The organism is Streptomyces sp. MUSC 14 (assembly GCF_001866675.1).
Lineage (GTDB): Bacteria > Actinomycetota > Actinomycetes > Streptomycetales > Streptomycetaceae > Streptomyces.
Genome location: NZ_MLYN01000050.1, coordinates 1 through 12,721 on the forward strand (window position 1 = coordinate 1; position 12,721 = coordinate 12,721).

12 protein-coding genes are annotated in these 12,721 nt (G+C 69.7%); 3 read left to right on the forward strand and 9 right to left on the reverse strand.

Annotated elements, in window-relative coordinates; all coding sequences use genetic code 11:
- Window positions 1-177 precede the first annotated feature (177 nt).
- The 3 genes from BIV25_RS30165 to thyX form a co-directional block, all read right to left on the reverse strand.
- Entirely contained in the window at window positions 178-1,863 is a 1,686-nt protein-coding gene (locus BIV25_RS30165) for a ribonuclease J (protein WP_071375625.1), read from the reverse strand.
- 156 nt (window positions 1,864-2,019) lie between these two features.
- Window positions 2,020-2,919 (reverse strand): 4-hydroxy-tetrahydrodipicolinate synthase, encoded by a 900-nt coding sequence (dapA, locus tag BIV25_RS30170; protein WP_071375626.1) that lies wholly within the window; start codon window positions 2,917-2,919, stop codon window positions 2,020-2,022.
- 199 nt (window positions 2,920-3,118) lie between these two features.
- A complete protein-coding gene (gene thyX / locus BIV25_RS30175) occupies window positions 3,119-3,862 on the reverse strand; it encodes an FAD-dependent thymidylate synthase (RefSeq protein ID WP_071375627.1) in 744 nt (247 codons plus the stop codon).
- A 183-nt stretch (window positions 3,863-4,045) separates the two neighbouring features.
- Here thyX and BIV25_RS30180 point away from each other — a divergent pair, with 183 nt between their 5' ends.
- Window positions 4,046-4,282 (forward strand): hypothetical protein, encoded by a 237-nt coding sequence (locus BIV25_RS30180; RefSeq protein ID WP_071375628.1) that lies wholly within the window; start codon window positions 4,046-4,048, stop codon window positions 4,280-4,282.
- A 100-nt stretch (window positions 4,283-4,382) separates the two neighbouring features.
- Window positions 4,383-4,949, forward strand: coding sequence for a hypothetical protein (locus tag BIV25_RS30185; RefSeq protein WP_071375629.1), 567 nt, complete (start codon window positions 4,383-4,385; stop codon window positions 4,947-4,949).
- Window positions 4,950-5,037: 88 nt separating this feature from the next.
- Here BIV25_RS30185 and BIV25_RS30190 read toward each other — a convergent pair whose 3' ends face one another.
- The 5 genes from BIV25_RS30190 to rpsO all read right to left on the reverse strand — a co-directional run bounded on the left by BIV25_RS30190 (window position 5,038) and on the right by rpsO (window position 10,493).
- Window positions 5,038-5,490: a tetratricopeptide repeat protein gene (locus tag BIV25_RS30190; protein WP_071375630.1), complete on the reverse strand. Its 453-nt coding sequence runs from the start codon at window positions 5,488-5,490 to the stop codon at window positions 5,038-5,040.
- A gap of 13 nt (window positions 5,491-5,503) precedes the next feature.
- The gene (gene dapB / locus BIV25_RS30195; RefSeq protein ID WP_071375631.1) at window positions 5,504-6,256 is read right to left on the reverse strand and encodes a 4-hydroxy-tetrahydrodipicolinate reductase; all 753 of its coding nucleotides are present in this window, start codon (window positions 6,254-6,256) and stop codon (window positions 5,504-5,506) included.
- Between the two features lie 26 nt (window positions 6,257-6,282).
- Window positions 6,283-7,662: a pitrilysin family protein gene (locus BIV25_RS30200; RefSeq protein WP_071375632.1), complete on the reverse strand. Its 1,380-nt coding sequence runs from the start codon at window positions 7,660-7,662 to the stop codon at window positions 6,283-6,285.
- A complete protein-coding gene (locus tag BIV25_RS30205) occupies window positions 7,659-9,878 on the reverse strand; it encodes a polyribonucleotide nucleotidyltransferase (RefSeq protein WP_071375633.1) in 2,220 nt (739 codons plus the stop codon). The genes BIV25_RS30200 and BIV25_RS30205 overlap by 4 nt, the downstream gene beginning before the upstream one ends.
- Before the next feature lie 327 nt (window positions 9,879-10,205).
- Window positions 10,206-10,493 (reverse strand): 30S ribosomal protein S15, encoded by a 288-nt coding sequence (gene rpsO, locus BIV25_RS30210; RefSeq protein WP_020138875.1) that lies wholly within the window; start codon window positions 10,491-10,493, stop codon window positions 10,206-10,208.
- Between the two features lie 290 nt (window positions 10,494-10,783).
- On the opposite strand from rpsO, the gene BIV25_RS30215 reads away from it, so the two are divergent.
- Window positions 10,784-11,074 carry a DUF397 domain-containing protein gene (locus BIV25_RS30215; RefSeq protein WP_071375634.1) on the forward strand — a complete coding sequence of 97 codons (291 nt, stop codon included), beginning with the start codon at window positions 10,784-10,786 and terminating at the stop codon, window positions 11,072-11,074.
- 88 nt (window positions 11,075-11,162) lie between these two features.
- On the opposite strand, the gene eccD is transcribed toward BIV25_RS30215, so the two are convergent.
- Window positions 11,163-12,668 (reverse strand): type VII secretion integral membrane protein EccD, encoded by a 1,506-nt coding sequence (gene eccD / locus BIV25_RS30220; protein WP_071375729.1) that lies wholly within the window; start codon window positions 12,666-12,668, stop codon window positions 11,163-11,165.
- Between the last annotated feature and the right edge of the window lie 53 nt (window positions 12,669-12,721).

A 12,721-nucleotide genomic window follows, 5' to 3' on the forward strand; every position in this document is an offset into this window, starting at 1 on the left:
TTCCGGCGGTTCCGACTTTATCAGAAGTTCTGAGTCGGTTTTCCCGCCCCTCCGGGTTGTCCTCGGCGCACGAAGCGGCCGGGGGGTTCCCTTGCTGGCGGAGCCGTAAACGTACTGGAGCGGGGCGCCTCGATGCAAATCGAGGCGCCCCGCTCGGGTGAAGCGTCCGACGGACCGTCAGACCTCCACGACCACCGGGAGGATCATCGGCCTGCGGCGATAGGTGTCCGAGACCCACTTGCCGAGGGTGCGTCGGATGAGCTGCTGGAGCTGGTGGGGCTCCACGACGCCGTCCTGGGCGGACCTCTCCAGGATCTCCGTGATCTTCGGAAGGACTTCGGTGAAGGCCGAGTCCTCGATGCCGGAGCCGCGTGCCTGGACGTGCGGGCCGCCCGTGATCTTGCCGGTGGAGGCGTCCACGACCACGAAGACCGAGATGATGCCCTCGTCGCCGAGGATCTTGCGGTCCTTGAGGGCCGGCTCGCCGACATCGCCGACGGAGAGGCCGTCGACGTAGACGTAACCCGCCTGGACCTTGCCGACGATCTTGGCCTTGCCCTCGACCAGGTCGACCACCACGCCGTCCTCCGCGATGACGATCCGGTCGTGCGGGACGCCCGTCAGGGCGCCCAGCTCGGCGTTGGCTCGCAGGTGGCGCCACTCGCCGTGCACCGGCATCAGGTTCTTCGGGCGGCAGATGTTGTAGAAGTACAGCAGCTCGCCCGCCGAGGCATGGCCGGAGACGTGCACCTTGGCGTTGCCCTTGTGGACGACGTTGGCGCCCCACCGGGTCAGGCCGTTGATGACGCGGTAGACCGCGTTCTCGTTGCCGGGGATGAGGGAGGACGCCAGGATCACGGTGTCGCCCTCGACGATGCGGATCTGGTGGTCACGGTTGGCCATACGGGACAGGGCCGCCATCGGCTCGCCCTGGGAACCCGTGCAAACCAGGACCACCTCGTGGTCCGGGAGGTCGTCCAGCGTCTTGACGTCGACCACCAGGCCCGGCGGCACCTTCAGGTAGCCGAGGTCCCGTGCGATGCCCATGTTGCGGACCATCGAGCGGCCGACGAAGGCGACCCGGCGGCCGTACTCGTGGGCCGCGTCCAGGATCTGCTGGATGCGGTGGACGTGGCTGGCGAAGCTCGCCACGATGATCCGCTTGCGGGCGCTCGCGAAGACCTGGCGCAGGACGTTGGAGATGTCCCGCTCGTGCGGTGTGAAGCCCGGGACCTCGGCGTTCGTCGAGTCGGTGAGGAGAAGGTCGATGCCCTCCTCGCTGAGCCGGGCGAACGCGTGCAGGTCGGTCAGACGGTTGTCCAGCGGGAGCTGGTCCATCTTGAAGTCGCCGGTGTGCACCGCCATGCCGGCGGGCGTGCGGATGGCGACAGCGAGGGCGTCCGGGATGGAGTGGTTGACGGCGATGAACTCGCACTCGAAGGGGCCGATGCGCTCGCGGTTCCCCTCCGCCACCTCCAGGGTGTACGGGCGGATCCGGTGCTCCTGGAGCTTGGCCTCGATCAGGGCGAGGGTCAGCTTGGAGCCGATCAGCGGGATGTCCGGCTTCTCGCGGAGCAGGAAGGGGACGCCGCCGATGTGGTCCTCGTGGCCGTGCGTGAGGACGATGCCCTCGATGTCGTCGAGGCGGTCCCGGATGGACGTGAAGTCCGGCAGGATCAGGTCGATTCCGGGCTGCTCCTCCTCGGGGAAGAGCACTCCGCAGTCGACGATCAGCAGGCGGCCGCCGTACTCGAAGACCGTCATGTTCCGGCCGATCTCACCGAGACCGCCGAGCGGGGTGACGCGCAGGCCGCCCTTGGGGAGCGGCGGGGGCGGACCGAGTTCAGGATGCGGATGACTCAAAAGACTCTCCTCAAACATGCGCGCCACGTACCGGTCGGGCACGTGGCGCGCATGACGTTCGTGCAGAAGCAGTTGTCGTTGTGGGGTGCAGGCACCGGTGGCCTGCGTCTTCTGTTGTTCTTCAGTTGTGAAGCTCGGGTGGTGCCAAGTCTGTTGTCAGAGCTGTACCCCGCCGGCGGCAAGATCGATCTTGAGCTGGGCGATCTCCTCGGGCGAACACTCGACCATGGGCGAGCGCAGCGGCCCGGCGGGCAGTCCCTGGAGGGCGAGGGCGGCCTTCGTGGTCATGACGCCCTGGGTGCGGAACATGCCGGTGTAGACCGGAAGCAGCTTCTGGTGGATCTCGGTGGCCTTGACGACGTCGCCCGAGGTGTACGCGTCGACGAGGGCGCGCAGGTCGGGGGTGACGAGGTGGCCGACGACCGAGACGAAGCCGACCGCGCCCACGGAGAGCAGGGGCAGGTTCAGCATGTCGTCGCCGGAGTACCAGGCGAGGCCGGACCGGGCGATGGCCCAGCTGGCGCGGCCGAGGTCGCCCTTGGCGTCCTTGTTGGCGACGATGCGGGGGTGCTCGGCGAGCCGGACGAGCGTCTCGGTGTTGATCGGGACGCCGCTGCGGCCGGGGATGTCGTAGAGCATGACCGGCAGGCCGGTGGCGTCCGCGACGGACGTGAAGTGGCGGTACAGGCCCTCCTGCGGGGGCTTGTTGTAGTACGGCGTGACGACCAACAGGCCGTGGGCACCGACGCGCTCGGCCTCGCGGGCCAGCTCGACGCTGTGGTGGGTGTCGTTGGTGCCGACGCCGGCGACGACGTGGGCTCGGTCGCCGACCGCCTCCAGTACGGCTCGTACCAGGTCCGCTTTCTCCGCGTCGGTGGTGGTGGGGGACTCGCCGGTGGTGCCGTTGATGATCAGGCCGTCGTTGCCTGCGTTCACCAGATGGGCGGCGAGCCGCTGCGCGCCGTCGAGGTCGAGTGCGCCGTCCGCCGTGAAGGGCGTGACCATGGCGGTGAGGACCCGCCCGAAGGGGGTCTGCGGAGTCGAGGTCGGAGCCATGGGTAACACGCTACTCGGTGCTCCATGCGTGGTCTGCCCTCGGGGGGCCGGGAAAGTCAGGACAAATATGGAGCCCGGCACTGCCTGCTCGGGGGTTCAAGCAGTGCCGGGTCCGTTTGATCAGGCTAGATGAACTTCTCTAAATGCCGCAATACGGACACTTCGCCCGGCTGATGCGCACATCCGTTCCGGGCCCTGATTACGGGGCGACCCGGCCGTTGCCGTTGAAGGCGGCGTACGTCAACGGCATGAGCTTGGCCCACTCCGCCTCCATCTTCTCGCCGACCATCTCGATCTCCCGCTGCGGGAAGGACGGCACCTTGGCCAGCTCGTGCTGGGTGCGCAGGCCGAGGAAGTGCATCAGGGAGCGGGCGTTGCAGGTGGCGTACATCGAGGAGAACAGGCCGACCGGAAGTACCGCGCGGGCGACCTCGCGGGCGACGCCCTCGGCGAGGAGCTTCTGGTACGCCGCGTACGCCTGCTCGTAGCTCTCGGCGAGGGTGTCGCTCACCGTCTCGTGCTGGGCCGGGGTGCCCTCGACGAAGACGTACTTGCCGGGGCGGCCCTCCTGGACCAGCTTGCGGTCGGTTCCGGGGACGTAGAAGACGGGCTCCAGCTCCCGGTAGCGACCGGACTCCTCGTTGTAGGACCAGCCGACGCGGTGCCGCATGAACTCGCGGAAGACGAAGATCGGGGCGCTGATGAAGAAGGTCATCGAGTTGTGCTCGAACGGGCTGCCGTGCCGGTCGCGCATCAGGTAGTTGATCAGGCCCTTGGAGCGCTCGGGGTCCTTCTTCAGCTCGTCCAGGGACTGCTCGCCGAGCGTGGAGACACGAGCGGCGAAGAGGACGTCGGCATCCGACGCGCTGGACTTCACGAGCTCGACGGTGACGTCACTGCGCAGGGTGAGCGACTCGGGGGTGGTCACGGGGGTCCTTCCCATCACTTCTTCAGGTTCGCGCCCACTGTACGGGGCGCCTCTGACAGTGCCGCACGGTGACGGAGTCGTGACCACGTCGATGATTTTTTCGGACATGGGCACCTTTTCCGTCACTCGATCGTCTGTATGGGTGAGACCTGCTCGTTCGACCCGAAAACGACACTCCCGAGAGGAGAGGTACCTCCCATGTTCCGTCGGCGTGAGCCCGTGCCCTTCGCCTTCCTGGCCGAGGCGGACCGGTTCCGCAGCAATGTCGCTCCCCCGCCGCGCCGGCGTGCGTCGGCCGGGCAGATAGCCGGGCGCTGGCTGCTGGGCCTCACCATCGTCGCCGGGCTCGCGGGCTCGGTGATACTCGGCATGCCGGCGCTGTCGACTCCGCCCCACACACCCGTGCAGCAGTCGCAGGCGGCCGACGGACGCTGACGGGCGCTGCCCCGTACAGCCGTCCAAGGGTGGTGGGCGCGAACCCGGCCGGATAGCCTCACCGGGCACAGCCCAAGCAAGGATTGAGTGAGGACCAGCCGTGCCCCTGCCCTTCCTGACGGCCGACCGCACCTTCGAGGCCGCCGACGAGAGCGCGCTGCCCTACGACGGCCGGGAGCGCTGGCGGCGCCCCTACCGTCCCGGGCCCTGGCGGGTGGGCGTGGCCGCGCTGGTGCTGCTGGTCGCTTCCTTCGTGCTGTTCGCCGCGGTCGCCATCGCCCTGGCCGACTCAGCGTCGGCCGCCGTGGCAGTCCTCGTCACGGCGCTCCTGGTGATCGCCGCCGCGCTGCGGATGCTGCGCATGGGTGTGTGGGTGAGCGGGCGCGGACTGCGCCACGTCGGGTTCCTGGTCACGCATACGGTGCCGTGGGCGCGGGTGGTCTCGGTGCGGACGGCGCAGCAGCCGGTGCGCTGGCTGGGACTGCCCCGGACGGTGCAGGGGCAGGCACTGACCCTCGTCCGGGGCGACCGGCCGGCCGAGGACACGCCGCCGCTGCTGACCACCCACGCGCTGGACTTCCTGAGCCGCCCGGCCGCCTTCGACCGGGCCGCGGACGCGGTGGAGGCATGGGCCGCGGAGTGCCGCCCCGGGCACGGGCGCGGCTGACTTCGACCGCACACGCCGAAGGGGCCGGTCCGCTGCGGACCGGCCCCTTCGGCGTGTGCGGTGCGCGTCGTGTTCGGCGCTGTACGGCTCAGGCCCGGGCGGGCTTGCCGTCGTGCAGGGCGATGGCCCGTTGCATGGCCTTGCGGGCGCGGGGTGTGTCGCGGGCGTCGTGGTAGGCGACGGCGAGCCGGAACCAGCAGCGCCAGTCGTCGGGGGACGCCTCCGTCTCGGCCTTGCGCTTGGTGAACACCTCGTCGGCGGAGTCGCGGTCGATGTGACCGCTCGGGGTGCGCCGCAGCTCGTCCACGGGCAGGCCGCCCTCGGCGTCGAGCTGGGCGGCGAGGGCGTTGGCCTTGCGGACGAACTGGGTGTTCTGCCACAGGAACCACAGGCCGATGACCGGCAGGATCAGGACCGCGACCCCGAAGGTGACGGTCAGGAGCGTGCCGGCTTCGATGAGCATGACGCCGCGGCTGCCGACCAGGACGAAGTAGAAGACCAGGACGGCGGCGGTGACGAGGTAAGTGATCTTGGCGCGCATGGCAGGGGGTGTCTCAGCTCAGGTCCAGGAAGTGCTCCAGGCCGAAGGTCAGGCCCGGAGTGGTCACCACGCGGCGGGCACCGAGCAGGATGCCCGGCATGAAGCTGCTGTGGTGCAGGGAGTCGTGGCGGATGGTGAGGGTCTCGCCCTCGCCGCCGAGCAGGACCTCCTGGTGGGCCAGGAGGCCGCGCAGCCGGACGGCGTGGACGGGGATCCCGTCGACGCTGGCACCGCGGGCGCCGTCCAGGGCGGTCGCCGTGGCGTCCGGCGCCGGGGCCGTACCGGCAGCCCGGCGGGCCTCGGCGATCAGCTGGGCGGTGCGGGTCGCCGTACCGCTCGGGGCGTCGACCTTGTTCGGGTGGTGCAGTTCGACGACCTCGACCGACTCGAAGTACGGCGCGGCGATCTGCGCGAACTTCATGGTCAGCACGGCGCCGATGGAGAAGTTCGGCGCGATGAGCACGCCGGTCTCCGGGGACTCGGCGAGCCAGCCGGTCAGCTGCGCGAGGCGCTCCTCGGTCCAGCCCGTCGTACCGACGACGGCGTGGATGCCGTGGCGCACGCAGTAGTCGAGGTTGGCCATGACGGAGTCGGGGGTGGTCAGTTCGACCGCGACCTGGGCGCCGGTCCGCGCCAGCGTCTCCAGCTCGTCCCCGCGGCCGAGGGCGGCGACCAGCTCCATGTCCTCTGCGGCCTCGACCGCCTTGACCGCCTCGGCCCCGATCCGGCCCTTGGCGCCGAGGACCGCCACGCGCAGCTTGCTCATCTCTTGTGCTTCCTTGTCAGGAGTGGTTAGGCGACGGCGTCGTGCAGCCGTGCGGCCTGCTTGTCCTTCAGCGGGCCGATGACCGACAGCGACGGGCGCTGTCCCAGGATGTCGCGGGCGACCGCGCGGACCTCGTCCGGGGTGACCGCGGCTATCCGGTCCAGCATGTCGTCGACGGACATCTGCTCGCCCCAGCACAGCTCGCTCTTGCCGATACGGTTCATCAGCGCGCCGGTGTCCTCCAGGCCGAGGACGGTGGAGCCGCGGAGCTGGCCGACGGCGCGGGCGATCTCGTCGTCCGTGAGGCCGTTGGCGGCGACGTGGTCGAGTTCGTCGCGGCAGATCTTCAGCACGTCGTGCACCTGGCTCGGCCGGCAGCCGGCGTACACGCCGAACAGGCCGCAGTCGGCGAAGCCGGAGGTGTACGAGTACACGCTGTAGGCGAGACCGCGCTTCTCCCGGACCTCCTGGAAGAGGCGGGAGGACATGCCGCCGCCGAGGGCGGTGTTGAGCACGCCCATGGCCCAGCGGCGGTCGTCGGTGCGGGCGAGGCCCGGCATGCCGAGGACGACGTGCGCCTGCTCGGTCTTGCGGCCGAGGTGCTCGACCTTGCCGAAGGTGCGGATCGTACGGCTGCCGTCGCGCGGGGCGATCGGCTGCGCGTCCGGGTTCTTGAAGGCGCCCGCCTTCTCGAACGCGGCACGGACCTGGCGTACGACTTTGTGGTGGTCGATGTTGCCCGCGCAGGCGACCACGAGGTGGGTCGGGTCGTAGTGCTTCTTGTAGAAGCGGCGGATGCGGTCGGCACCGAGGGCGTTGACCGTGTCGACCGTGCCGAGGACCGGGCGGCCGAGGGCGTTGTTCCCGAACATGGTGTGCGCGAACAGGTCGTGCACGCAGTCGCCCGGGTCGTCCTCGGTCATGGCGATCTCTTCGAGGATCGCGCCGCGCTCGACGTCGACGTCCTCCTCCATGATCAGCGAGCCGGTCAGCATGTCGCAGACGACGTCGATGGCCAGCGGCAGGTCGGTGTCGAGCACGCGCGCGTAGTAGCACGTGTACTCCTTGGCCGTGAACGCGTTCATCTCGCCGCCGACGGCGTCGAGGGCGGCGGAGATGTCCAGCGCGCTGCGCGTCCGCGTGCCCTTGAAGAGCAGGTGCTCCAGGTAGTGCGTGGCGCCGTTCAGGGCCGGGGTCTCGTCGCGGGAGCCGACGTGCGCCCAGATACCGAAGGTCGCGGAGCGGACCGAGGGCAGGGTCTCGGTGACGATGCGCAGGCCGCCCGGGAGGGTGGTCTTGCGGACCGTGCCGATGCCGTTCTGGCCCTTGATCAGGGTTTGGGTACGGGCGACGGCCCGCGCCTCCGAAGAGGGGCGGGCCGTCACCTTGGAGCTACGGGACGTCACTTCTCGGCGTCGTCCTTGTTCTCGTCGTTGCCTTCCTCGCCCTCGATCACCGGAACGAGGGAGAGCTTGCCGCGGGAGTCGATCTCGGCGATCTCGACCTGGACCTTCTGGCCCACACCGAGGACGTCCTCGACGTTCTCCACGCGCTTGCCGCCGGCCAGCTTGCGGATCTGCGAGATGTGCAGCAGACCGTCCTTGCCGGGCAGCAGGGAGACGAACGCGCCGAAGGTGGTCGTCTTGACGACCGTACCCAGGTAGCGCTCGCCGACCTCGGGCATCGTCGGGTTGGCGATGCCGTTGATCGTGGCGCGGGCGGCCTCCGCCGAGGGACCGTCGGCGGCACCGATGTAGATCGTGCCGTCGTCCTCGATGGTGATCTCGGCGCCCGTGTCCTCCTGGATCTGGTTGATCATCTTGCCCTTGGGGCCGATGACCTCACCGATCTTGTCGACCGGGATCTTGACGGTGATGATCCGCGGGGCGTGCGGGCTCATCTCGTCGGGCCGGTCGATGGCCTCCATCATCACGTCGAGGATGTGGAGACGGGCGTCGCGGGCCTGCTTGAGGGCCGCGGCCAGGACGGAGGCCGGGATGCCGTCCAGCTTGGTGTCGAGCTGGAGGGCGGTCACGAAGTCCTTCGTGCCGGCGACCTTGAAGTCCATGTCGCCGAAGGCGTCCTCCGCACCGAGGATGTCGGTGAGGGTGACGTAGTGCGTCTCGCCGTCGATCTCCTGGGAGATCAGGCCCATGGCGATACCGGCGACCGGGGCCTTCAGCGGCACACCGGCGTTCAGCAGCGACATGGTGGAGGCGCAGACCGAGCCCATGGACGTCGAACCGTTGGAGCCGAGGGCCTCGGACACCTGGCGGATCGCGTAGGGGAACTCCTCGCGCGTCGGGAGCACCGGCACCAGGGCGCGCTCGGCGAGGGCGCCGTGGCCGATCTCGCGACGCTTCGGGGAGCCGACGCGGCCGGTCTCGCCGGTGGAGTACGGCGGGAAGTTGTAGTTGTGCATGTAGCGCTTGCGGGTCACCGGGGAGAGGGTGTCCAGCTGCTGCTCCATACGGAGCATGTTGAGGGTGGTGACGCCCAGGATCTGGGTCTCGCCACGCTCGAACAGCGCGGAACCGTGCACCCGCGGAATGGCCTCGACCTCGGCGGCGAGGGTACGGATGTCCGTCACCCCACGGCCGTCGATGCGCTTCTTCTCCTTGATCACGCGCTCGCGGACCAGCTGCTTGGTGAGCGAGCGGTACGCGGCGGAGATCTCCTTCTCGCGGCCCTCGAACTCCGGCAGGAGCTTCTCGGCGGCGAGGCCCTTGACGCGGTCCAGCTCGGCCTCGCGCTCCTGCTTGCCGGCGATGGTGAGCGCCTGGGCCAGCTCGGGGCGGACGGCGGCCGTCAGGGCCTCGAAGACGTCGTCCTGGTAGTCCAGGAAGATCGGGAACTCGGCGGTCGGCTTGGCGGCCTTCGCGGCGAGGTCCGCCTGGGCGCGGCACAGCACCTTGATGAAGGGCTTCGCGGCGTCCAGACCGGCGGCGACGACCTCCTCGGTCGGCGCCTCGGAGCCGCCCTCGACGAGCTTGATGGTGCCCTCGGTGGCCTCGGCCTCGACCATCATGATCGCGACGTCGCCGTCCTCCAGGACGCGGCCCGCGACGACCATGTCGAAGACGGCGTCCTCGAGCTCGGTGTGCGTCGGGAAGGCCACCCACTGGCCGCGGATCAGCGCGACGCGGACGCCGCCGATCGGGCCGGAGAAGGGCAGGCCGGCCAGCTGCGTGGACGCGGACGCGGCGTTGATCGCCACGACGTCGTACAGGTGGTCGGGGTTGAGCGCCATGATCGTGGCGACGACCTGGATCTCGTTGCGCAGGCCCTTCTTGAAGGACGGGCGCAGCGGGCGGTCGATGAGGCGGCAGGTGAGGATGGCGTCCTCGGAGGGACGGCCCTCACGGCGGAAGAAGCTGCCGGGGATCTTGCCGGCGGCGTACATCCGCTCCTCGACGTCCACCGTCAGCGGGAAGAAGTCGAGCTGGTCCTTGGGGTTCTTGGAGGCGGTCGTGGCCGACAGCACCATGGTGTCGTCGTCCAGGTACGCCACGGCGGAGCCGGCGGCCTGCTTGGCCAGGCGGCCCGTCTCGAAGCGGATGGTACGGGTACCGAAGGCGCCGTTGTCGATGACGGCCTCGGCGTAGTGGGTCTCGTTCTCCACTAGCGTTTTCTCCGTTACGTATCGTCTTTCGTCCCTTGGCTGCCCGTGTGGCAGGGGGACGGTGGCGGAGAAGCGCGCCGTCTGGTGCGGGCCGGTCTTCGATCGAAGCACCCGGGGCTCGCTTCCCCCCGGGGGCCACTACCGAGGACCGGCGGCGGCGAGGTGCGCTTCTCCTCGTTCTTTTCGTCCTGCGTTCTGTGTCGTGCGTCGTGCCTACTGCGTTGTGCTACCACACTACAAAGCGTGTGTGACACTCCGCACGTTTCCCTACATACGGCAAAGGGAGCGATCCCCGAGTCCTTCGGGAACCGCTCCCTTCACGGCGTCTTACTTGGCGCCCGCCGCACCACGGCGGATGCCGAGGCGGTCGACCAGCGTACGGAAGCGCTGGATGTCCTTCTTCGCCAGGTACTGGAGAAGGCGGCGGCGCTGACCGACGAGGATCAGCAGGCCACGACGGGAGTGGTGGTCGTGCTTGTGGGTCTTGAGGTGCTCGGTCAGGTCGGAGATCCGACGGGAGAGCATGGCGACCTGGACCTCGGGGGAGCCGGTGTCGCCCTCCTTGGTACCGAACTCGGTGATGATCTGCTTCTTCGTAGCGGCGTCGAGCGACACGCGTACTCCTCAATAGTCTGTTGAATGCCACCGAGTGCCCCCGGTCTACGTCTCGGGGAAGCTTCCGTTACTCGGGAGGCGGGGATCCGCTGGGCGCGGCCACCAGAGCCTGCAGGAATGCCTGCGGGGGTCCGGGGGTGCGTACACAAACGGCCGTCAGCCAGGGTACCAGGAGGTGGCGGGCACCTTTCCCCCGGTCTGCGAACAACCCGGGCGGCGATCGTGCGGCCACTAGGGTGAGCGCCGGGACCTAACGTTACGCCGTTACGCCGGGAAGGGGTCGTTGCACGATGACGGAGACGGAAGCGGAGATCAAGGCGCGCAAGGAACGGGAGCGGGACGAGCTGTACGGCCTCGACATCTCCGGTGTCGAGTGGCACTGCGCCCCGGGCACCGAGGAGCACGAGGAGCGCGTCGAGATCGCCTACCTGCCCGAGGGAGCCGTGGCCATGCGCTCCTCCCTCGACCCCGGCACCGTGCTGCGCTACACCGAAGCGGAGTGGCGCGCGTTCGTGCTGGGGGCACGGGACGGGGAGTTCGACCTGGAGCCGACGGAGGCGAACGGGGGGCTTGGGGCGTAGACGCCTGACGTGGTGAGGGGGCGGCACGCGTGCGTGCCGCCCCCTTTCGTGTGCCGGTCCCTGGCCGGACCTGCCGTGGTGCCGGTCTCTAGCTGGTCATCGCGCGCGCCCGGGCATACACGTCGAACACGGCCAGGGCCAGCGGGATCAGCGTGAGCAGGACGAAGCTCTCGGCGATCTCCAGGAAGCGTCCCCAGAAGGGGGTGACACCGCGCCGCGGGGTGATCAGGCCGATCGCGGTGACCAGGGCGGTGGCCGCGCCGACCGCCGCGGCGAGCCAGATACTGCGGATGTCCAGGGAAGCGGTGTCGCCCTGGAGGGCGTCGATCAGATAACCCTTGGGCGGGTTCAGGGCGAGCCCGAGCCCGAGGAAGACGATCGCGGCCAGGCCCGCAGCGAGGGTGGCGCCGACCTGCGCCGTGTAGCGGAACAGGTGTGCCCGCATCAGCATCGCCATGCCGGTCGCCAGGGCGAGGAGCTGGGCCCAGATGTTGCTGGAGAAGCCGAGGACGATCGACGCGCCGACGGCGACGAGGGCGCAGCCCCCGACCAGACCGACGAGCAGTTCGTGACCGCGTCGGGCCTGGGCGGCGACGCGCTCGATGTCCACCGGCTCCTGCGGCGCGGGCTCACCGCTGTCGTAGCCGCCACGGGACGGGTTGGGCGGTTCGAAGCCGATGGGCAACCGTGCGAAGCGCATCGACAGGCCCGGCAGGAAGGCCAGTGCCACGACGGACAACGGAGCGCAGACGGCGGCCGTCTCGATGGGCTTCAGATCGGTGAGGGCCGCGATGAAAGTGGTGATCAGGCCGATGGCCGAAGCGAAGAGGAACGCCACGAAGGGGCCGTCGCCGCCCGGCGACACGAGGGTGAGCGCGAGAGCCGCGACGAGGACCGCCGTGCAGGCGAGCAGGAACTGGAGCCGCCCGATGCCCTCGCCCGAGGAGAGCGGCAGCAGCCCCGAACCGGCCACGGCGACGTTCGGCAGGGCGCCGAGTCCCAGCGCGACCGCGGAGCCCCGGTCGTCGTACACGCGCGCGCGTACGCAGCCGATGGTGACCAGCAGGATGCCGGTGACGCCCGCGATGATGCCCTGGAGGCTGTGCATGTCGTGGCGGATCTGGGAACTCCACGCAACGAACGCCAGCAGCGCGGGCAGGATGCCACCCGCGACGAGGCCGGCGGCCCGGGTGAGGTCGCCGCTCCACAGGGTGCGGTCGCGGGTGACCGCTGAGGCCACCGCCTCCGAGACGTCGTCGAGGACGGCAGGCGGCAGCGACTCGGAGAACGGACGCAGGGTGAGCAGTTCGCCGTCGAGGATGCGCTGGGCCGTGAACGACCGGGCGCCGTCGAGGACGGTGCCGTCACGCCGTACGAGGTGGTAGCCGACCGGGGCGCCCTCCGCGGGGCTCTGCTGGGACAGGCGCAGGATCTCCGGATACAGATCGGCGACCGGCACGTCGTCGGGCAGCGCCACGTCGATACGGCTGTCGGGCGCCACGATGGTGACCCGGCAGAAACCGAATCCCATGCCTGCCCCGGAAGGGGCTCCGCCCGGGCCACCGGTCGCGCCGGCAGGCGCGGAGGCCGTCATGCTCACCTGCTGTTCCCCCTCGTCGGTGGTGGGGCGGCCTGCGGTGCCGCCGC

Excerpts from the sequence above, each read along its gene's own strand:
- BIV25_RS30180 (WP_071375628.1), top strand. The coding sequence starts at position 4,046 with ATGTTCCGTCGGCGTGAGCCCGTGCCCTTCGCCTTCCTGGCCGAGGCG.
- eccD (WP_071375729.1), bottom strand. The coding sequence starts at position 12,668 with ATGACGGCCTCCGCGCCTGCCGGCGCGACCGGTGGCCCGGGCGGAGCC.
- BIV25_RS30190 (WP_071375630.1), bottom strand. The coding sequence starts at position 5,490 with ATGCGCGCCAAGATCACTTACCTCGTCACCGCCGCCGTCCTGGTCTTC.
- dapB (WP_071375631.1), bottom strand. The coding sequence starts at position 6,256 with ATGAGCAAGCTGCGCGTGGCGGTCCTCGGCGCCAAGGGCCGGATCGGG.
- BIV25_RS30215 (WP_071375634.1), top strand. The coding sequence starts at position 10,784 with ATGACGGAGACGGAAGCGGAGATCAAGGCGCGCAAGGAACGGGAGCGG.
- thyX (WP_071375627.1), bottom strand. The coding sequence starts at position 3,862 with ATGGGAAGGACCCCCGTGACCACCCCCGAGTCGCTCACCCTGCGCAGT.
- dapA (WP_071375626.1), bottom strand. The coding sequence starts at position 2,919 with ATGGCTCCGACCTCGACTCCGCAGACCCCCTTCGGGCGGGTCCTCACC.